This is a genomic window from Nocardia sp. NPDC055321 (assembly GCF_053645575.1).
The window spans coordinates 533,956-552,869 of sequence record NZ_JBSHMS010000001.1 but is presented as its reverse complement, the minus strand read 5'-3'; the positions used below and the strand labels follow the sequence as shown (position 1 = coordinate 552,869).

General features: G+C 68.6%; 20 protein-coding genes. 8 read left to right on the top strand and 12 right to left on the bottom strand.

Annotation, left to right across the window (positions count from 1 at the left end; genetic code table 11):
- The first annotated feature begins 90 nt into the window (after positions 1 to 90).
- Positions 91 to 987, top strand: a complete 897-nt coding sequence (locus tag ACWIGI_RS02520; protein WP_454200600.1) for a virginiamycin B lyase family protein — start codon at positions 91 to 93, stop codon at positions 985 to 987.
- A gap of 15 nt (positions 988 to 1,002) precedes the next feature.
- Positions 1,003 to 1,587, top strand: coding sequence for a hypothetical protein (locus tag ACWIGI_RS02515; protein ID WP_454200556.1), 585 nt, complete (start codon positions 1,003 to 1,005; stop codon positions 1,585 to 1,587).
- A gap of 142 nt (positions 1,588 to 1,729) precedes the next feature.
- Here ACWIGI_RS02515 and ACWIGI_RS02510 read toward each other — a convergent pair whose 3' ends face one another.
- The 3 genes from ACWIGI_RS02510 to ACWIGI_RS02500 form a co-directional block, all read right to left on the bottom strand.
- Entirely contained in the window at positions 1,730 to 2,272 is a 543-nt protein-coding gene (locus ACWIGI_RS02510) for a hypothetical protein (RefSeq protein WP_454200555.1), read from the bottom strand.
- The gene (locus tag ACWIGI_RS02505) at positions 2,269 to 2,538 is read right to left on the bottom strand and encodes a helix-turn-helix transcriptional regulator (RefSeq protein WP_454200554.1); all 270 of its coding nucleotides are present in this window, start codon (positions 2,536 to 2,538) and stop codon (positions 2,269 to 2,271) included. The genes ACWIGI_RS02510 and ACWIGI_RS02505 overlap by 4 nt, the downstream gene beginning before the upstream one ends.
- 75 nt (positions 2,539 to 2,613) lie before the next feature.
- The gene (locus ACWIGI_RS02500; protein WP_454200553.1) at positions 2,614 to 3,522 is read right to left on the bottom strand and encodes a LysR family transcriptional regulator; all 909 of its coding nucleotides are present in this window, start codon (positions 3,520 to 3,522) and stop codon (positions 2,614 to 2,616) included.
- A gap of 164 nt (positions 3,523 to 3,686) precedes the next feature.
- Between ACWIGI_RS02500 and ACWIGI_RS02495 the strand changes: the two genes are divergently transcribed.
- Together ACWIGI_RS02495 and ACWIGI_RS02490 are read left to right on the top strand one after the other, a co-directional pair.
- Entirely contained in the window at positions 3,687 to 5,453 is a 1,767-nt protein-coding gene (locus tag ACWIGI_RS02495) for an adenine deaminase C-terminal domain-containing protein (protein ID WP_454200552.1), read from the top strand.
- Between the two features lie 73 nt (positions 5,454 to 5,526).
- Positions 5,527 to 6,216 carry a YczE/YyaS/YitT family protein gene (locus ACWIGI_RS02490; RefSeq protein ID WP_454200551.1) on the top strand — a complete coding sequence of 230 codons (690 nt, stop codon included), beginning with the start codon at positions 5,527 to 5,529 and terminating at the stop codon, positions 6,214 to 6,216.
- Between the two features lie 58 nt (positions 6,217 to 6,274).
- On the opposite strand, the gene ACWIGI_RS02485 is transcribed toward ACWIGI_RS02490, so the two are convergent.
- The 8 genes from ACWIGI_RS02485 to ACWIGI_RS02450 form a co-directional block, all read right to left on the bottom strand.
- Positions 6,275 to 6,715, bottom strand: coding sequence for a pyridoxamine 5'-phosphate oxidase family protein (locus ACWIGI_RS02485; RefSeq protein ID WP_454200550.1), 441 nt, complete (start codon positions 6,713 to 6,715; stop codon positions 6,275 to 6,277).
- Between the two features lie 118 nt (positions 6,716 to 6,833).
- Positions 6,834 to 7,451, bottom strand: coding sequence for a TMEM175 family protein (locus ACWIGI_RS02480; RefSeq protein ID WP_454200549.1), 618 nt, complete (start codon positions 7,449 to 7,451; stop codon positions 6,834 to 6,836).
- 49 nt (positions 7,452 to 7,500) lie between these two features.
- The gene (locus tag ACWIGI_RS02475) at positions 7,501 to 8,484 is read right to left on the bottom strand and encodes an Acg family FMN-binding oxidoreductase (RefSeq protein ID WP_454200548.1); all 984 of its coding nucleotides are present in this window, start codon (positions 8,482 to 8,484) and stop codon (positions 7,501 to 7,503) included.
- A gap of 125 nt (positions 8,485 to 8,609) precedes the next feature.
- Positions 8,610 to 9,728, bottom strand: coding sequence for a PucR family transcriptional regulator (locus ACWIGI_RS02470; protein WP_454200547.1), 1,119 nt, complete (start codon positions 9,726 to 9,728; stop codon positions 8,610 to 8,612).
- A gap of 173 nt (positions 9,729 to 9,901) precedes the next feature.
- Entirely contained in the window at positions 9,902 to 10,546 is a 645-nt protein-coding gene (locus ACWIGI_RS02465) for a TetR/AcrR family transcriptional regulator (protein WP_454200546.1), read from the bottom strand.
- Positions 10,547 to 10,624: 78 nt separating this feature from the next.
- Positions 10,625 to 12,385, bottom strand: a complete 1,761-nt coding sequence (locus tag ACWIGI_RS02460; protein WP_454200545.1) for an ABC transporter ATP-binding protein — start codon at positions 12,383 to 12,385, stop codon at positions 10,625 to 10,627.
- Complete coding sequence (locus ACWIGI_RS02455; RefSeq protein ID WP_454200544.1) at positions 12,382 to 14,289, bottom strand: ABC transporter ATP-binding protein; 1,908 nt, start codon at positions 14,287 to 14,289, stop codon at positions 12,382 to 12,384. The genes ACWIGI_RS02460 and ACWIGI_RS02455 overlap by 4 nt, the downstream gene beginning before the upstream one ends.
- Before the next feature lie 206 nt (positions 14,290 to 14,495).
- Entirely contained in the window at positions 14,496 to 15,035 is a 540-nt protein-coding gene (locus tag ACWIGI_RS02450; RefSeq protein ID WP_454200543.1) for a DUF4333 domain-containing protein, read from the bottom strand.
- A 247-nt stretch (positions 15,036 to 15,282) separates the two neighbouring features.
- Between ACWIGI_RS02450 and ACWIGI_RS02445 the strand changes: the two genes are divergently transcribed.
- The 3 genes from ACWIGI_RS02445 to ACWIGI_RS02435 are packed head-to-tail and all read left to right on the top strand — an operon-like array spanning position 15,283 to position 17,067.
- Positions 15,283 to 15,789 (top strand): PRC-barrel domain-containing protein, encoded by a 507-nt coding sequence (locus ACWIGI_RS02445; RefSeq protein ID WP_454200542.1) that lies wholly within the window; start codon positions 15,283 to 15,285, stop codon positions 15,787 to 15,789.
- 37 nt (positions 15,790 to 15,826) lie between these two features.
- A complete protein-coding gene (locus tag ACWIGI_RS02440) occupies positions 15,827 to 16,087 on the top strand; it encodes a hypothetical protein (protein WP_454200541.1) in 261 nt (86 codons plus the stop codon).
- On the top strand, positions 16,084 to 17,067 hold the full coding sequence (locus tag ACWIGI_RS02435; RefSeq protein ID WP_454200540.1) for an LGFP repeat-containing protein: 984 nt from the start codon (positions 16,084 to 16,086) through the stop codon (positions 17,065 to 17,067). The genes ACWIGI_RS02440 and ACWIGI_RS02435 overlap by 4 nt, the downstream gene beginning before the upstream one ends.
- 72 nt (positions 17,068 to 17,139) lie before the next feature.
- On the opposite strand, the gene ACWIGI_RS02430 is transcribed toward ACWIGI_RS02435, so the two are convergent.
- Positions 17,140 to 17,490 carry a histone-like nucleoid-structuring protein Lsr2 gene (locus tag ACWIGI_RS02430; protein ID WP_454200539.1) on the bottom strand — a complete coding sequence of 117 codons (351 nt, stop codon included), beginning with the start codon at positions 17,488 to 17,490 and terminating at the stop codon, positions 17,140 to 17,142.
- Positions 17,491 to 17,770: 280 nt separating this feature from the next.
- Here ACWIGI_RS02430 and ACWIGI_RS02425 point away from each other — a divergent pair, with 280 nt between their 5' ends.
- Complete coding sequence (locus ACWIGI_RS02425) at positions 17,771 to 18,802, top strand: fused (3R)-hydroxyacyl-ACP dehydratase subunits HadA/HadB (protein WP_454200538.1); 1,032 nt, start codon at positions 17,771 to 17,773, stop codon at positions 18,800 to 18,802.
- Positions 18,803 to 18,914 lie beyond the last annotated feature (112 nt).

Genomic DNA, 18,914 nt, shown 5'->3' with positions numbered 1-18,914 from the left:
GTCTCCCGGTCGGGCGCACCCTGCTTTGATCATCATCGAGCGGGTACGCCAGACTGCCGATCGATGACGAATGACAAAGCCGGGGAAGGGATGCCGCACGTGAAGAAGACCGACAGCACCATCATCCGGGAGTTCGTGGTGGCGGACGCCGAGGCCGGTCCCTACGGAATTACCACGGGCCCGGACGGCGCGCTGTGGCTCACCCTGGCCCACAGCGGCGAGATCGCACGAATGACCGTCGATGGCACCCTCGTCCGTTATCCGACCGGCTCCGCCGGCTCGCGGCCGACCGTCATCGCCACCGGCGTGGATGACGCACTGTGGTTCGCCCGAACTGGTGACGATCACATCGGGCGCATCACCACCGACGGTGTCGCCACGGCGTTCAGCGTGGCGCCGGGCGCCGGCCCGTTCGGAATCTGCGCCGGACCGGACGGGGCGATGTGGTTCACCGAGATGAACACCGACCGGATCGGCCGCGTCACCCCCGACGGTCGGCTGACCCATTTCGACCTTCCCGCCCGCGGCGGGTTCCCGTCCATGATCACCGAGGGTCCCGACGGCGCACTGTGGTTCACCCTCAACCAGGCCAACGCGATCGGACGCATCGATCTCGCGGGCAACATCACCCTGCACCCGCTGCCCGGCCAGGGCGCGCCGGTCGGAATCACTCGCGGTCCCGATTCGGTATGGTTCGCCGACATAGCCGCCGGCCGGGTCGGCGCCATCGATCCCACCGGCACGATACGGATGTTCCCCCTACCCGATCCGACGGCCAAACCCCACGCCGTCACCGCGCTGGACTCCGGCGACTGCTGGTTCACGGAGTGGGGAGCCAACCGCCTCGGACGGATCACCCCAACCGGTGTAATCACCGAATATGACCTGCCCACAGCAGGATCCGAGCCACACGGCATCACCGTCGGCCCCGACGGTGCGGTGTGGGCGGCGTTGGAAGTCGGCGCCGTGGCCCGCACCGAACCGTAGTCGGCACATCAACCGATGACATCCGAAGCTGACCGACGAGCGATCCTCGACGTACGCACGATCTTCGATCGAACCGCCGCTGCCGGCTGGAGACCAGAATCCGTAGCCCCGGCGACAGACGAACAGATCAACGACTGGGCCGCCTCACAGGGCTGCAACGCACTTCCCGCGAGCGTCCGGGAGATCATGCGCCTGCTGGGCTCGAACCCCGGGATATGGCTTCGCGGAAGCTTGTTCGGCATCACCAGGGTTGGCGCGGCATCCAAGAAGTCGGCGACGACCGCCCGTCCGGGACAGGACGTCGAGTTGGTCGAGTTGGTCGACTCGGCTGGCATGCTCGTCCTCGTCGAACACCAGGCATACCTCTACAACGTCATAGATGGGAACGACCTCCACGACCCGAACCCGCCCGTCTGGATTATCGATGGCGCCATTCCCGCGCAGATCGGATGGGGTTCGGTAACAGACTGGTTCGCCGGTGCGGCGCCTTCGATGAGTGAATACCGCTCCAGGGCAAGGCTGCTTCACAAGATCGGAAAAGATATTCCCACCTGGTGGGGAAAGCACTTCGACATCGACCGCATCAACTCTCCGGAATAGGAACCCTGCACCGGACCACCCTCGAACTCCGGATCGTGACCGCGGGCCACGGCCGAACCGGGCCCGCACGACACGAAGCGGCCCGCACACCGAATGATGTGCGGGCCGTGGGTTTTCCGGCGAAGAGTGACCTGTTCCTTTGTCAGGCTTCGGGTTCGGGATCCTGGCGATTCCACGCCAGGACCATCCCCGGCGTGCAGCCGCCGGCGAGCAGGGTCGCCAGCACCATGACACCGCCGGCGTAAGCCGACTGGAAGCTGTTTACGTCCGGGACCAGCGACGACACGAAGATCAGGTAGAACACCGGCGGCAGGGCCAGGGTCTGGGTGACCGTCAGGCCAATGGAACGAGCCGTGTCGCGCTGGGAGATCTCCAGCTCGTCCAGGGTCGCGCTGGGCGCGGAGTCCTGTACCTGCGACACGATCCGCAGCATGCCCCACGCCGGGATGAAGACCACCGTGGCGGGCAGCAGGGCCAGCGCCGCGGGGCGCACATCGAAGGCGCACAGCAGGCCCGCGACGAACATGACCGCGATCGCGGACGCCACCGTCACGACCAGCGCGCGCCGGCGCGACCTGGTCCGCCAGCCGGGCAGCATGCCGGACAGCCGTTGCTCCTGAATCAGCCAGCGCCGCAACCGATAATCCCGGTACCGATCGATCAGGTCGTTGGTCATGGTGGTCATGGCCGTCCTTTCGTGTACATCTCGGCCGCGAGCGGCGTGAACTCCGACCGCGCGAACACGGCCTCGATCGGCAGTTCGAACACCTCGCAGATCCGCATCGCGAGATCCAGGCTCGGGTAGTGATCGCCCCGTTCCAGCGCACCGATGGTCTGCACGTTCACGTTGACCGCGTCGGCCAGCGCCGCCCGGCTCATCTTGTGCACCGCTCGCAGCACCGCGATCCGGTTGTAGATCGGTAGGGTTTCTCCCCTTCTGACAGGACTCACACAACACAGTGTTGTAAAAACCCAACATCTTGTCAAGCAAGAACAACCCGGCCGGGACGGGATACGGGCCGAAACCTAGTCGGAGCTCGGCTCCGCGGGACGGAGCCCGCTCACGATCTCGTCGACGAGCAGCACGCTGGCCAGGCCGTGCGCATGCTTCTCGCGCCGGACGAGCGAAACCATGTTGTTGCTGAACGCGTCTCGCACCGGCCGGTAGACCAACCGGCCGTCCCGGAGCTCTTCGGCGATGTCGAACTCACTGAGGAAAGCGATCGCGTCGCCGGACATCGCGAGATGCTTCATCGTCTCGATGGAGTTGGTGTGGAACGCGGGCTGCACGTCGAGACCGGCCTTGGCGAACGCCTCGGCGACGATGCCGTGGATGACCATCGACCGGTCCGCGAAGATCAGCGGAAACGGGGTGCAGCGAGCCAGGGTGACCGTGTCCATGCCGACCAGCGGATGATGTTGCGAGACAACGACTCCCAGCTTGGTGTTCATCTGCCAGCACACCTCGATCCGCGTCGAGGACGGGACGTTGAACGCGAGCCCGATATCGGCTTCGCTGTTCTCCACCGCGCGCAGGACCTCGAGCGTCGTCATCGTGCGGATCGAGATCCGGATCTGCGGATGCCGGAAGTGGAACGCGGCCGCGGCGGTGGCGACCAGGCCGCTGGCCAGACCGGTCATGGTGGCGATCACGACCTCGCCCGTGCCGAGCGCGTGCAGATCGCGAATGTCCGCGACCGTCTCGCGATACTGCCGCAGCGTCAGCCGGATGTGCGCCAGCAGCGCTTCCCCGGCCGGGGTCGGGCGCATGCCCCGGGGTAGCCGCTCGAACAGCGGCTGACCGAGTTCGGCTTCCAGGAGCAGGATTTGGCGGTTGATCGCCGACGGCGCGACGTGGAGTTCGGCGCCGGCCGCCCGAATGGAGCCCAGCCGCGCCACCTCGTCGATGTAGTGCAGCATTCGCGAGTGGAGCATCGCGTTACCTCCCAGACATACCGTTCGAAAATAGAGTACAGGTTGCGCGAAAACGAATGCTTGTCAGCAACGGTCGCCATCGAGTTCTATCGAAACAGGTCGAGAAGCCAGTCGAATCACCCTCCCGACCTGCAAGTACGTGAGCTCCGAGGTGAGGATCCGCCATGCCCCCATTCGATTCGCAGACCGACGACCGATCGCCTTCCGCCACGGTCGTTTCCGCACACGACGAACACGTTCGAACGATCTTCGGCATTCTCACCGGCGAGCGCGCGGCCGATCTGCTGCTGCGCGATATCCATATCGTCGACGTGCACACCGAATCGGTGTATCCGGGCTCGCTGCTCATCCACGGACAGCGCATCATCGCCACGAATCCCGACGAATCGATCGTCCGATTCCGCGAAACCTTCGACGGCGAGGGCCTTTACGCTATTCCGGGCCTGATCGACGCCCACCTGCATTTCGAATCCCAGCTCGCCCACCCCGCGGCCTTCGGCGAAGCCATCGTGCCGAGCGGAACGACCACCGTGTTCGGCGAAACGCTCGACTTCGCCAGCGCGGCGGGCGACGAGGCGCTGGACGCGGTGAAAGTCCTCTTCGCCGACCACGACAAACTGCCGTACCGGCTCTACGCCTTCGCCCCGGGCAAGAAAACCTCACCCGAGGTCACCGAGGCGATGCTCGGCATGGATCCCGTGATCGGACTCGGCGAACTGGCGCACCTGTCCTACATGACCGGCAACGCCGACGACTTCCGCAAATCGGCGCTGGGCCGCGCGAACGCGGGTGTCGTGAACTGCCACTGGGGCGTCACCGCGCTCTCGGACACGCTGCTGAACTACATGCCCGCGATCGGCGTCGACAACAACCACGATGTCTGGAACGAGGACGACATCGAGAAGAGCCTGCGCTACGGCTTGAACACCCAGATCAAATTCGGAGTCGGCAGCCCGGAGGTCATTCGAACGATGTTGCGCGCCATCGTGAAACGCCGCTGGCCCGCCGAGAACTTCCAACTCTGCGCGGACAACATCTCGGTGGACCGAATCCTGCGGCAGGGGCATATCGACTGGGTCATCTCCCTGGCGATCGACATGGGAATGCCACCCATCCAGGCGATCAAGATGGGCACGCTGTACACCGCGCGCTCATTTCATCGGGACCGCGACCTCGGCTCGCTCAGCCCCGGACGATTCGCCGACATCGTCCTGACCGACAGTCTCTCCAGGATCGATCCGCGCTACGTGTTCAAGGGCGGGCGGCTGGTCGCCAAGGACCGCAAGCTCATCGACCCGGTCGCCATCGACTACTCGGCCCTGGCCAAGGATCCCGTCCCCGGCCTCGACGGCCTGCGCGCCGAGCACCTCGACCTCACCCCGATCGAACTCTCGGCCGACGGTGACCTGGCCAAAGTCCTGCTCTTCGACGTGTACGGGCGCGGGCATCTCGCGTTCGCGCGGGAGATCTGGGTGCCGTTCCGCGACGGGCGAGTGGTGCCCGAACACGACGGCGTGCGACTGAACCGCATCTCGGTGGTGCAGCGGTACGCCGAGGGCGAGCGGCACGTCGTCAACGGGCTGTTCCAGGGCGTCTCGATCACGGACGGCGCGGTCTCCGTCTGCTGGCCGGCGCCAACCTCGTACTTCGTGGTGGTCGGTGACGACAGCGCCGAAATGCTGCGCAGTCTAGGGCAACTCGACGCCCTGGTCGGCGGATGCGTGGTGACCGCCGGCGGGCAGCGCAGAGCCGCGCTGCCGCTCGAGTTCTACGGCGTGATGGCCGATATGGACCTCGCCGAACTCGTCGGCGCGACCCGTGCGATCGACGACGCGCTGGCCGGACTCGGGAACGAGAACGAGGGCGAACCGGTCGTCAACAAGCTGCTCACCCTGTTCATCTCGCTGGACCGATTCGGTTTCATGAAGTAGCACGCGGGTGCCGAGATCCTCTAGACCACAAGACAACTCGTCGCGACGACACGAACGAGGGAATGCGACCGCAATGCTGCACGACACCGACACGGAAGTCGCCGATACCGGCAACAAGGTGCGCCGCTGGATCACCTACGTCGCCGGAATCTACGTACTGACGCTGGGGCTGAGCCTGGCCATCCGGGCGGGGATAGGAATCTCGCCGCAGAGCAGCCTGACTCGAACCATGACGCTGGTCTTCCCCGGACTCACCCAGGGCAATGTCAACCTCATCCTCGAACTCATCATGCTCGGGCTGACCTTCCTGGTCTGGCCGCGCGCCTTCAAGACCGGCCATCTGCTCTCGATCATCCCGGCCCTGGTCCTGGCCCTGCTCCTGGATGTCAATCTCGCGCTGACCGGCTGGATTCACATCGGCCCGTATCCGGCGAAGGTCGCGCTGCTGGTCTTCGCCGACGCGCTGCTCGCGCTCGGGCTGTTCCTGATGATCCGCGCGAATCTGGTCCTCATGCCGATCGACCTGTTCGTCAACACCATCGCGAACCGGACCGGCTGGAAATGGGGAAACATCAAGACGGCCTTCGACTGCACCCTGCTCGCCCTCTCCGCGACGATCGGCCTGGTCCTGCTCGGCGCACCGCACTTCATCCGCGAGGGCACGATCATCAACGCGATCCTGGTCGGCCAGTACGTGCGCCTGTACTTCTTCCTGTTCCGGAAATACACGGCGCGCCAAGCTACTTCAGCCACGGCGGACTGAACGGCCGGACCTCCGCGTCCGATTCCGGCGGCGCCCGCTCACCCGGGCGCCGCTCGACTCATGCACGCCGGCTGACGTCCACACCCCGGCCCGGCCGCCAGTGCTCGATCACAAGGAGTTCGGTGACCTCGTCGACACGGGTGAAGACCACGCCGGTCAGGTCGAGGCGGTAGTCGTGGACACCCGGCGGAGAACCGAAGGCCGCCTTCGCGGGACCGATGATCTCGACCGCGACGCCCATCACCTTCGCGTCACCGTCACCGGGGTGGGCGTGTATCGCGCAGCGGCCGTCGCGCCGCAGGTCGGCGGCTTTCACCGCGCCGGGCATCGAGCCGAACATCAGGTCCGCCCCGAGGAACTCCACCTCCGAGCCGCTGACCCGCGGCGCGCCGTCCCGCCGCAGGGTCGCCAGCACATGGGTCTTGTGCGCCTCGAACCGCTCCCGCACCCGCGCCGCCAGGTCGGGTGCCTCACTCGCGAATTGATCCCAGGTTGCCATGGGGCCAGCATGTCAGCGGCCGCCGACAGATCGCGGCGGCCTACCGTCGGGCTCGGCCCCGCCGAAGCGTCGGGAACACGCTGTGTCCAGCGGCAATTCGCGCGCCCGGGCACGATTCTCAGCTCTCCGGGGCGGCGGCGGGCGAGCGTCGGCGATGTTCGATCACGGTCCCGATCGGGCCGCTCACCACGAACAGCAGCAGGAACCACAGACCGATCTGCGGGAACGCCAGGCCCAGCAGGAACGCGACGACCGCCGTCGCGGCGGCGACCGCCGAGGATTGCACCGACGGGTCGGTCACGTCCGCGCGCAGCGCCGGGGACGCGGCGATCACACAGCGCTGAATCAGCAACGCCAGCAACGAGACCGCGATGGTGCCGAGGTACAGCGCTATCGCGTCCCGGCCGAAACCGGTGCCGGAGGAGATCAATTCGGTCGGCACGGGCAGGAACACGATGCTCATCAACCACAGCAGGTTCGTCCACAGCAGCGCCCCGTTGTAGCCGCGAAGCGTGCGATACAGCCCGTGGTGCAGCAGCCAGAGCCGGTAGATCACCGCGAAACTCACCACGAACGCCACCAGATCGCTGCGATGGTCGGCGAGCAGCTCGCGCAACCCGGTGTCCCCCGCGTCCTTCACCACGTCGACCAGCGGCAACACCAGCAGGGTCGCCGCGATCGCCACCACCGCGTCGCTGAAGTTGACCAGCCGCTCGAGCCCCCGGTGCCCTTCCATTCCCGCATTCTCCCCCGGCACCGCCGCGCGGGCTACCGCGCCGCCCGGCCTAGGAAGCCACCGCGCCCTCCTCGACCACCTCGGCGATCGCGCGGCGCGGGGTGAACGGGAGCGGGGCGGCCGTGCGGGGCGCCCAGCCGATCCGGATCATCGTCTGGGCGAACGCGCAGTCGTGCAGGACCTCCGAGCGCAGGGCCACACCCAGTTCGAGGATCCCGAGGGGCTCGGACTGGATACAGCTGGCCAGGCCCAGGCGGGTCGCGGTCAGCAGCACCGCGGACACGGCCTCGCCCGCGCGCACCCGGGCCTGGATGTCGTCGGCGGGGGTACCGACCACGAACCATTGCGCGCCGTCGACCACGTCGGCGGGATCGGCCAGCTCGGGATCGGCGAACGCGCGCAACAGGATCTCACCATCCTCGCGGACGGGCGGGGTGTTGGCGGCGGGTACGCCGTCGGCGGCGCCGTGCCTGCCGCTCCAGATGGTGATCTCGCGCTGGTAGGCGCCGTCGCGGGCGTGCCGGGCGACGGCGGTGTGCGTGGCCTCGGACAGCGCGCACCGCAACTGCGGGGGCACCAGCCGCGCGGCGGCGCCGAACGCGGGAGCCACCGAGCTGATCTCGCGCAGCAGGGCCGGGCTCACCGGGCGATCGTCATAGCTCCGCCGATCCGACTGGCGGTGCATGATGGCCGCGGCCAGCTCGATATCGGTGGCGGTCGCCGCGCGGGGCACCGCCGTGACCACGGCCAGCAGATCGGGATCCCCGGGGTCGGGAACGTAGCGCACCTCGGCGTGCCGGCCGAGCATCGACAGTGTGACCCGCAGATGATGCAGCGCGGCCCCGCAACTCATGACCAGGGCGCGCCCGGTCGGGTCGGTGGCCGGCAGGTGCCGGGAGGTGTCGGCGTACAGATACACCGCGTCGTCGCTGACGCGCCAGCGCCACGGCTGGGTGTTGTGGATCGACGGTGCCCGGACTGCCATGTCGATCGCGGTTTCGAAGGCCTGGTGCAGCGTCGGCTTGTCGATCATTCATCGCTCTTTCCGAGTCGGTAACCGGTGATCGGTTGTCCGTTTCTGAACAGCTACGTTCAAGGAAACCCGGATTCGAGCCCGCGGCACTCGTAATAACTGACAAGGTCCGGCCGGAGGGGTTGTCAGTTATTGGGTCGGGACCAGCCGAGTTCGCGGTAGCGCAGGGCCCACCACACCTGGAAGGCGATCTCGGGATCCTTCAGGCTCACCCCGGTCAGCTCCTCGAACCGGGCCAGGCGATAGCGCACGGTGTTGTGGTGCAGGTACATCCGATTCGCGGTCTCGGAGGCGTTCATCCCGGCCGAGAGATAGCACTCGACGGTGTCCAGGATCGGTGAGGCGTCGTCGTCACGAACGGACTCGAGATAGCGCTCGGCCAGGGCCGCCCCGACCTCGACGTCACCCACGACCGCCGCCCGCATGCTGAGATCGATCAGGGTGTGCCGACCGGGCCGGGCGAACAGTCGCGCGGTCTCGGCGACCCGGCCGGCGATGCGAATGGATCGGGGCAGTTCGTCGAGCTCGACCCGGGGGCCGATCCCGAGGAACTCGTCGTCGACCTCCGGGCCCGTGGGCCCGCTGAAGAATCCCACGACGTCTCCGTCGAGCAGCGCGGTCAGCCCCTGCGGCGGGCGGCACGCGGGCTGCTGCCGAATCCGCCATTCGGTGTGCTCGGGTTCGGTGCTGATGGCCCGGAACGCCGCGTAGCGCTGGTCCAGCCGCAGCCCGAGGTACTGGGCCTGGCCGCGCAGCTCGTCGATCCCGAACCGGCCCGCCAGGATGCCCCGCATCAGATCGTCGCGCAGGCCGTCGCGCCGGCGCTGGATCTGCGCGGCGGTGTCGCGATGTCCGGCGCTCAGCGCGACGGTCGCGGCGTCGGACACCCGCAGCAGCGCGACCAGCACGTTCATGAGCGTCGACCCGGGCCGGTCGACCCAGATCTGATTGCGCCCGACGCGTTCGATGATCTCGGCGATCATGATCTGCCACCCGCGCAGCACCGCCTCGAGGGGGACGCCGAGCCGGGCGCGGATGGCGCCGTACTCGTGGAACTGCTCGATCTCCGGCTCGGTCAGCTCGCGGCGCTCGCGCACCGCCGAGTCCAGTCGCATCAGCGCCGCGGCGAGCGACGGCACGGTGTCGGCCTCGTCGATATCGGCGTACGCGGGTATCTCCCGGCGGAATCGCTGCCACAGCTCCCCGGCCAGCGTCTCGGAGCCCGCGATGTCGAAGTCGGTCACCGCCGGCTCGTCCGCCCGGGTTCGGCGTCCGATCGTCCTGTGCGGGAACGTGATTCAGTCGTGAGTAGCGTGCCGCGATCGTCCATCGGAAACTCCGCAACGTCGAGGTGGCCGGAACCGGGATGTACCCCAGCTTGCCATCCGATCACCGTGACGAGTGGAGGCAGCGCCGGTCAGGCCTCCGGCCAGTTGTGTTCGAGCCCGGTGATGATGAATTCGATCTTGAGATCGGTCAGGCCGCGCTGCTGCCACGAGTCCTGCGGCTGCAGGATGCTCGACTTGTCCGCGAGCGCCCGGCGGACCTGATCCAGGCCGGTGGCGCCGCTGGGGTCGGTCGTGCGCATGGTCTGCACACCGAGGTGGCAGGCGAAGACGGTGTCGCCGAGGAAGTCGAGCGCGAAACTGGTCTGCCCCGGGGTGATGCCGTGGCCGGCCAGATGCGCGCCGTACGCCTCGAGCACCTCGGTGATGCGGGTGAACGCCGGTGCGTAAGAGTAGACCACCAGCGGCAGCCGGGGATTCTCCTCGCACATGCGCCAGCACTCGTTCGCCCACTGCCGCAACGTTTCCCGCCAATCCATGCCGGGCTCGGGCAGCGCGATCGTGGCGGCGATGGCGTCCAGGCAGGCCACGACGATGTCGTCGCGGGAGGGATAGAGGCGGTAGATCGCGGGTGCGCCGACGCCGATCCGCTCGGCGATCGCGGCGAGGGTGAAGGTGTCCAGGCCCTCCTCCATGGCGGCCCGGACGACATCTTCGCGGCCGAAGGCGGGCTTGCGGCCCACCTTCTTGCCGGCGGCCCAGCGCGGTGCGCTCACGCCGGAAGCTCGCCGGCTGCCCGGTCGGGGGCGGCTGGGTCGACGGGCTCCGCGCTGGGTTCGCTCATGGATGTCAGGCTAGTGGTTGGCGAGTTGCCAACCCTTCGCACTGTGCAGGTGATCCCAGAATGTGGCGTATGTGCCTCCGGCGGCCAGCAGTTCGGCGTGCGTGCCCCGCGCGACCACGGCGCCGGCGCCGTCGAGCTGGACGATCAGGTCGGCACGGGCGATGGTGTCCAGGCGGTGGGCGATGACGATGACCGTCGCCCGTTCGCGCAGCCGCTCGATCGCGGCGACGACGTGCGCCTCGTTCTCCACGTCCAGGGCCGAGGTCGCCTCGTCGAGCAGCACGATCGGCGCCTGCTTGAGCAGCGCCCGCGCGATGGCCACGCGCTGGCGTTCACCTCCGGACAGCGCGCGCCCGCCCTCGCCGACGCGCGAGTCCCAGCCGTCGGGCAGCCGTTCGGCGATCTCGCGCACCCCGGCCAGTTCACCCGCGCGGCGGATCTCGGCCTCGGTGGCGTCCTCGCGCCCGACCGCGATATTGGCCGCGAGGGTGTCGTCGAAGAGGTAGACGTCCTGGAACACCAGGGACAGCTGCGCCATCAACTGCTCACCGCTCTGCTCGGCGACCGGGACGCCGCCGACCCGGACCGTACCGGCGTCGACGTCGTAGAACCGGCTGATCAGGCGCGCCATCGTGGTCTTGCCGCTGCCGGACGGCCCGACGAGCGCGACCATGGAATTCGCGGGCACGCGCAGCGACACCTCGCGCAACGCCGGTGCGGCGCCGGGCGCGTAACCGAAAGTGACACCGTCGAATTCGACCGAGCCGGGCGCGGTGAGCACGGCGGGCGCGGCCGGTTCGGGTAGCGGTTCGGCGGTGAGCACCTCGTCCAGCGCGTCGAGCAGCGGGCGCCGCGATTCCAGCGCGATGGCGGCCTCGGTGATGGCCGACACCGTGGAGGAGAACCGCAGCGCCAGACCGATGAAGGCAAGGGCGGGAACGGGTTCCAGGGTTCCGGCGACCGCCAGCGAGCCCGCGGCGCTGATCAGCGCGACGACCACGCCCTGGGTGATCATGCCGCTGAGCAGCATGCCCGCCGATTCGAGCCAGAGTCCGCGCTTCTTGGCCGCGTACGCGTGATCGAGCGCCTCGGTCAGCGGTGCGAAGTCGGTGCTGCGGCCGCTAGAGCGCAGGGCGCCCTGGCACTGCGCGTATTCCACGACCCGGCCCGCCAATTCGATCTCCGCGGGCTCGTGGATGGCCTTGCCGCGCCGCATGAGATCGGTGGAGAGCAACGTGATCAGCGCGAACACCGGCACCGCGATGGTGATGATCAGCCCGAGCAGCGGGTGCCACAGCCACGCGGCGACGATGATCACCCCGGCGGTGGTGATCCGCGCGACCAGCGGGCCGAGCATGTGCGCGAAGATCTCCCCCGCCGACATCAGTTCGGTGGAGACCATCCGGGAGAGCTTGCCCGCGATCGGCCGGGCGAACCAGCCCAGCGGTTGCTTCGCGACCTGGTCACCGGTGAGCCGGTGAATGCTGCGCAGAAAGTCCAGGGCGACAGCATAAGTGGAGCGGCTCTGCGCGTAGTTGACCGCGAAGCCCACGGTCGCCAGGACCGCGAGCACGCACAGCCAACCTCTCAGGCCGAGCCCCCAGACGGGGGCGTCCTCGGCGAGCGCGCTGATGGCGGGCAGCAGGGCGGCCAGGGCCAGGCCCTCGATCAGTCCGGCCACGACGCTGAGGGCGAGCGCGGGTTTCATCAGCCGGGGTTGGGAGATCATCCGGCTCATGCGCGGGACGATGTCGAGCAGGGGCAGGTTCATCGCGGGTCTCCCGTGGTCGGTGCCGGGCCTTCGGCGGGTCGAGTTCCGTTGTCCGACCGCCACAATCGCGCGTATCCGGGTTGGCTCAGCAGCTCGTCGTGCGTCCCGGTCGCGAGGATGCGGCCGTGTTCGATGAGCACGATCTGATCGACGCCCTTGATGACCTCGGGGCGGTGCGCGATCAGCAGGACGGTCCGGCCGCGGACCAGCGCCGAGAGCGCCTGCTGGATCTCGTGCTGGGATTCGGGGTCGGTGAGGGCGGTGGCCTCGTCCAGCACGAGGATGGGCGCGTCGACCAGCAGTGCCCGGGCGATCGAGATGCGCTGGGCCTGACCGCCGGACAGGCCGGTGTCCTTCCCGTAGACGGTGTCGAATCCGCCGGGTAGCGCGTCGATCTCGTCGAGCACCTGGGCGGCGCGGGCGGCGGCGCGGATCTGTTCGTCGGTCGCGCCGGGGCGGCCGAGGGCGATGTTGTCGCGGATGCTGATCGCGAGCAACTGGGGGTCCTGCAGGACGAATCCCACGCGCGAGTACAGATCCGGGATCTCACCGACCGGGACCCCGCCGATGCGGATGACGCCGGACCGCGGATCGTCGAAGCGCGCCAGCAGCGTCGCGATCGTCGACTTGCCGGAACCGGACGGACCGACGAGGGCGGTGACCGTGCCCGCGCGCAGGGTGAAGCTCACGTCGTCGATCGCGAGCGCGGCGTTCGCGCCGGAGCGGTACGAGTACGAAACCCCCTCGAAGACAACCTCGTTCGACGCGGGCTCCGCTCCCGGGCCGAGGTCGGCCAGCGTCGGCGTCTCGAGCAGGTCGGTGATCCGCAGCGCGGCGCCGCCGGCGAGCTGCTCGGCCCACATCGAGTTCATGAGCACCTCGAGCGCGTACGGGATCAGCAGGGCGATGAGGGCGGTGGCCAGGACATCGGGCGCGGTGACCGAACCGCCGTGCACCAGTACCGATCCGACGCCGATGTTGATCAGCAGCACCAGCGGGACGGCCAGAAACGATGTGCCCAGGGCGGATACGCGAATGAGCGGCTGCACCCACTTCAGGTAGAACTGATTGAAATCGTCTGCGGCCTCTTGAAAGCTGCGGTGCGCCTTGCCTACCCGGCCGAACGCCTTGACCACCGAGATCCCGGTGACGAACTCGACCATGCGGGCGGAGACGGTGGACAGGCGCCGATCCATTTCCACGGTCTTGGCGCCCATGCCGCGCATCGACAACGCCATCGCGCCGACGTACAGCGGCAGCGTCGCCACCGAGAGCAGGCCGAGCCGCCAGTCGATCACGAACGCGTAGACGGCCAGCGCCACCGGCATGACGACGGCGTTCGTGCCGTCCACCGGCTGGTGCGCGATGAGGTGGTGGATCGTCCCGATCTCGTCCTGCAGGGCCTTGCGCACCCGTCCGGAGTTGGTCGCGGTGAACCACGCCAGCGGCACCCGGGCGAACCGTCGCACCATGCGTTCCTGGATCAGGTGCCCGAGCCGCGCGTCGGCCAGGTGGGTGACCAGCAGGGCGACGAAATAGATGCCCAGCCGAAGCGCGAAGGCCCCGAGCAGAATTCGCAGCCAGCGCGACACCTCGTCGCCGTCCACGTCCACACCCGCGGTATGGGCGGTGACCAGGACGTCGCCGATGTGCACGAGCGCGATGTACGGCACGACGGCGAGCGCGCCGGACACCACCGCGAGCAGCCGGGCCAGGCCCAACTGCGCGGACACCGGCCGCATGAGGTCCGCCAGCGCCCGCGCGCCCGCCCGCTGCTGCGCCCTGGTGTCCGACGCGTCCGGATTCGGCGCGCCGGCGCTCGCGGGCTCGGGGTCGCCGGGTCCCGGCGGCGGCGCGGGCCGGACCTCGCCGGGCGCGGCGGCCGATGTCGGTGATGCGGTCATATCACTCCTGCCTCAGCACTTCCCCCGCGGCGGCGATCGTCGCGATCGGATCGAACTTAGGTTTGCCATACTTAAATCTGAATGGCGTTCAGAATATGACCGGTGCGGAGACCACGCAAGACCTTGCCGAAGGCTTGCGCAGCAGGGTTTCGGTCGGCCGCGACGCAGCCCGGCGCCCCGAGGGGCGCCGGGTTGCCGCCGGGCGGCTAGCCCGCCAGGGGCTGGTCGTCGACGATCATGTCGTAGTTGACCTGATCGCCCTCGACGTTGGTGGTGGTCGCGGTGACTCCCCACCGGGTGCCGTCGTTCTCGGTTACCACGCAGCGAATGCTGGTGCCGGTCGCTCCGCGCAGGAGGCCGGTACAGCTCGAGGACTGCGGGGCGAGCCCCACTCGTTCCTGGTAGAAGTTGGAAACATTGGAGGCCACGTCGTCGGGGGCGACGTACTTGTCCGTGATGTCGAGGTCGTAGTAGGCGGTATCGCCCTCCACCTTGGTCACCTTGGCCACGACGGACCAGACCTGACCGTCGCCGGACGTGATGGCGCACTTCTGGGTGGCATCCACCTTCGCGTCCAGATCACCTTCGCACACAACGGATTTCGCGTCTTCGTGCGACGTATCGTGGAATACGCTACCGGTCTTGGATTCCACGTCACTTTTGCTCACAGAACCGGGCCCCGAGTTGCATCCGGCCACGAGTATCGGGACGAACACGAGGGGCAGAGCAGCTATCAGTTTCCGCATAGGCAATTTTAGGGCCGATGCCGGAACGAACTTCACCGTTTCGGCAGGAAAGATCGACTTCGCAACCAATTCGCATCCCGACCGGGGCGCCCGCCCGCGAACCCACCGCAAGCGTTAGCTGGATGTTTGACAGCATTCCGGCCGGGTATGCGCGTTATCGCAGCACGCTGACACCGGATCGTTTCCAACGCGGCGCTCCGACCGGGCCGACCTCGCCCCGGACCGCCGCCCAACCGGAGGACGAATCATGGCGAAGACGCTGGAATCATTGATCGGCTGCACCGCGCGGGACGCGGCGGGCGCGGAGATCGGCCCGGTCGAGGGCTTCTACATCGACAACGAATCGGGGACCGCGACATGGGCGGCGATCGGCACAGGGATGGGCGGCGAGCAGGCCCTGGCACCGCTGGAGGGCGCCGAATACCAGCCCGCCGACAACTCGCTGCGGGTGCGGGCCGACCGGGAGCAGGTGCGCGCCGCGCCGCACCTCGAACACGACGGAATGCTCGAGCCGCAGGACGAGCAGGCGCTGATCACGTACTACCGCGGCGGCCAGCGCCGGGGCGTGGCCACATCCCAGGCGCAGCGCGTCCGGGACGAGGACACCCCGCTGACCTATGGCCACGCGGGCGCCGAGAGTTTGCCGATCACCGAGGAACGGCTCGTGGCCGACGCCGAGCGCGAACGCGCCCGGTCGGCGGGACACATCGAGGCCACGGAGGTCTGGATCGACGACAACGACAGGCGCGCATAGCTTTCCATTCCCGATCAGCTGACAACCAGGAGGAATCATGGAATGGCTGCTGGGTTTGCTCGGCGGTGCGGTCGGCGGCGGAGTCGGTGGATCGCGCAGCCCCTTCGGGCCGCTCGTCCACGGCCTCGCCGGGGCGATCGGTGGCGGAATCACCGGCGCGATCATCGAATCCACCACCGGCAGCGGATTGGATTTCGGTCAGATCCTCGCCCAGGTCGCCGGCGGCGGCGCGGTGGGCGCGGCGTTCTCCGCGGTGCTGGGACTGGTGACGCGGCCGAAGACGGGGGCGCCGTCGTGACCGGGTGGCGGAGGTCGTTCGCCGGGGCCGCGGCCTGCGCCGCGCTGATCCTCGGCGCCGGCGCACTGGTCGGTCCGGCGGCGGGAGCGCAGCCCGCGGGCGCGGAATCGGCGATCGACGACCACTACCGGGACAAGGGCGGGGCGTCCACGCCGCTCGGTGAAAAGGTCGGCGGCGTCTACGCTTTCGGGCCGGACGGTGCGGCGCAGGACTACCGGGGCGGCAAGATCATCTACTCCCCCGACACCGGCGCGCGGGTGATGTACGGCGCCATCCTGGACAAGTACCTCGCCCTCGGCGGCGCGGACGCCGGGCTCGGCTATCCCACCAACGACGAGTCGGACGTCGCGGTCGCGGGCACCGCGCGCTTCAGCGAGTTCTCCGCACCCGACGGGGCCACGATCCAGTGGAGCCCGCAAAACGGCGCGTGGCTGGTGCGCGGCCCGATCCGTACCGCGTGGTCACACCTGGACGCGACCGACGGAGCGCTGGGCGCACCGACGAGCGACACCACGCTCGCGAACGGTGTGTACAGCCAGAGCTTCACGGGGCAGAACGGTGAACCGGTGCAGATCTCCTGGAGCGAGGCGGACGGTTTCGTCACCGTGCCCGCGGCGATCGCCGGACAGCTGGGCGGGCTGGATGTCTCCGCACCGGGCGCCCCACCCGGTGACTCGATGGCGACCGGACCCGCGGCCGGCACCGGATCGGACTCCGCCGCGAAATGGTGGGCCCTGCCGATCGGGCTCCTGATCGCCGCCGCGGCGGGTGGTCTCGCGACACTGGTCACGAAATCTCGCGGGCACGAACGCTATTCGATGGCCGCGACGCAATCCGGCACGCGTGGAACCGGATCGGGGGCCGGGCCCGCACCGATGGCCGCCGCCGGTGGCCGGGCGCACACCGCCGGTGCGCACCTGGCGAGCATGGCCGAGCGAGCTCGGACGCTCGGCGGTGGTCACGGGCGACCCGTGACGTAGCGGCGCTTCGGGTTTCGCTTCACGCAGGGACCCCCGGCCCAGCAGCGGCCGGGGGTCACCGCGCCGGGTGTCTCAACTCGCGACGGCCCGATACGACTCCAGCACCTCGACCGGAATCCGGCCGCGGCTGGAGATCGGCAGGCCCTGGGCGCGTGCCCATTCGCGGGCCGCGGTGCTCTCCTGCCGGTCGGCCGTCGACCGGGTGGGGGTGGCCGTCGCGGCCTTGCGGCGGGTGCTGCCGCGAATCTTGCGCGCGCTGGCGATCCACGGCGCGTACACCTCGCGCAGCGCCGCCGCGTTCTCGCTCGACAGATCTATCTCGTAGTCGATGCCGTCGAGAGAGAATAGGACGGCCTCGTCGGCCGTCGATTCGCCGTCGAAGTCATCAATGATGTTGACGACCACTTTCCGTGCCACGATCATCCCTCCGGTAGGTGCGCTGGCGTCCTCGAACGCGGATGTTCTTCGCGTCAGTTGTACACAGTCCGGTTTCGGGCGTTGATCTCAGGACCTCGCACGGCCCGCCCGCACGCCGAATTCCCGCGCCCTCCGGAGAAGAGTTGCTGGTCAGCGCCTTACGCCTCGAGGAATGCCCCGGATCGCACCGGCGCCGGGACCCCGTGTGAGAAGGTGGGTTTTCACTCGCCAATCCGGTTGGGGCGATTCCGGTTACGGGTGACGGCAATCCTGATGGAGGAGGAGTTTGGTGGAAGCAGCGTTCGACGTGGCCGGGCTGGTGGGACATCGCTACCGGGTCGAGGACTTTTACGAGGTCGGGCGGGAGAAGATCCGCGAGTACGCCCGCGCGGTGCAGGATTTCAATCCCGCGCACTGGAGCGACGCCGCCGCGGCCGAACTCGGCTACACCGGTCTCATCGCGCCGACCACGTTCATCTCGACCACCGCCATGCTGGCCAATCGCAGGCTGCTGGACACCCTCATGAACGGCTACGACGTGGTCGTGCAGACGGATCAGGTCTTCGAGATGCACCGGCCCGTGCTCGCCGGGGACCGGTTGATCAGCGATGTCGAACTGTCCTCGGTGCGGCGCATCGCCGGCAAGGATCTGCTCACCATCACCAACACGTTCCTCGACCGGGACGGCGACATCGCGCAGGTCATGCACACCACGGTGGTCGGGCTCACCGGTGAGGACGTCAACACCGACGTCAGCGACACCATCGACCGGGTCATCATGACCGGGCTCGACACCGCCTCGCGGGCCGGCGGCGTCACCGGGGGCGAGGAGATCGCGCCGCCCGCGGAAGGCGTTGCCGCACTGTCCGATATCTCGCGCACCCGCGAACCCCGGACCACGCTCCGCTTCGACGAGGTCGCCGTCGGCGACGAACTGCCCACGCGGACCGTCCGCCTGACCCGCGGCGATCTGGTGAACTACGCGGGCGTGTCCGGGGACGCGAACCCCATCCACTGGCACGACGGCGTCGCGACCCTCGCCGGGCTGCCCGACGTGATCGCGCACGGAATGCTCACCATGGGCCTGGGCGCGGGATTCGTCACCGGCTGGCTCGGCGACCCCGGCGCCATGACCAGGTACGGGGTCCGGCTCTCGAATTACACGGTCATCGAAGCGGGTTCGGCGGGCACCGTCGAGTTCACCGGCCGGATCAAGTCGCTCGATCCGGAGACCAGATCGGCGGTCGTGGTGATCGTCGCGAAGTCCGCGGGCCGCAAGATCTTCGGACTGGCCACCGCGGACGTCCGCCTGTCCTGACCGCTCCCCCGCCCGGCGGCGACAACGGCCCGCGCGGCCCCAACCGGCACGGGTAACCGGTGGGGGGCGCGGGGGCGCGCGATAGGGGGGGGGCGGGGCGAGCAGTAACCGA

Coding starts and splice junctions, on each gene's coding strand:
- ACWIGI_RS02500 (WP_454200553.1), bottom strand. CDS start 3,522: ATGCTCCACTCGCGAATGCTGCACTACATCGACGAGGTGGCGCGGCTG.
- ACWIGI_RS02480 (WP_454200549.1), bottom strand. CDS start 7,451: ATGGAAGGGCACCGGGGGCTCGAGCGGCTGGTCAACTTCAGCGACGCG.
- ACWIGI_RS02495 (WP_454200552.1), top strand. CDS start 3,687: ATGCCCCCATTCGATTCGCAGACCGACGACCGATCGCCTTCCGCCACG.
- ACWIGI_RS02445 (WP_454200542.1), top strand. CDS start 15,283: ATGGCGAAGACGCTGGAATCATTGATCGGCTGCACCGCGCGGGACGCG.
- ACWIGI_RS02475 (WP_454200548.1), bottom strand. CDS start 8,484: ATGATCGACAAGCCGACGCTGCACCAGGCCTTCGAAACCGCGATCGAC.
- ACWIGI_RS02440 (WP_454200541.1), top strand. CDS start 15,827: ATGGAATGGCTGCTGGGTTTGCTCGGCGGTGCGGTCGGCGGCGGAGTC.
- ACWIGI_RS02485 (WP_454200550.1), bottom strand. CDS start 6,715: ATGGCAACCTGGGATCAATTCGCGAGTGAGGCACCCGACCTGGCGGCG.
- ACWIGI_RS02510 (WP_454200555.1), bottom strand. CDS start 2,272: ATGACCACCATGACCAACGACCTGATCGATCGGTACCGGGATTATCGG.
- ACWIGI_RS02455 (WP_454200544.1), bottom strand. CDS start 14,289: ATGACCGCATCACCGACATCGGCCGCCGCGCCCGGCGAGGTCCGGCCC.
- ACWIGI_RS02490 (WP_454200551.1), top strand. CDS start 5,527: ATGCTGCACGACACCGACACGGAAGTCGCCGATACCGGCAACAAGGTG.
- ACWIGI_RS02430 (WP_454200539.1), bottom strand. CDS start 17,490: ATGATCGTGGCACGGAAAGTGGTCGTCAACATCATTGATGACTTCGAC.
- ACWIGI_RS02520 (WP_454200600.1), top strand. CDS start 91: ATGCCGCACGTGAAGAAGACCGACAGCACCATCATCCGGGAGTTCGTG.
- ACWIGI_RS02515 (WP_454200556.1), top strand. CDS start 1,003: ATGACATCCGAAGCTGACCGACGAGCGATCCTCGACGTACGCACGATC.
- ACWIGI_RS02460 (WP_454200545.1), bottom strand. CDS start 12,385: ATGAACCTGCCCCTGCTCGACATCGTCCCGCGCATGAGCCGGATGATC.
- ACWIGI_RS02450 (WP_454200543.1), bottom strand. CDS start 15,035: ATGCGGAAACTGATAGCTGCTCTGCCCCTCGTGTTCGTCCCGATACTC.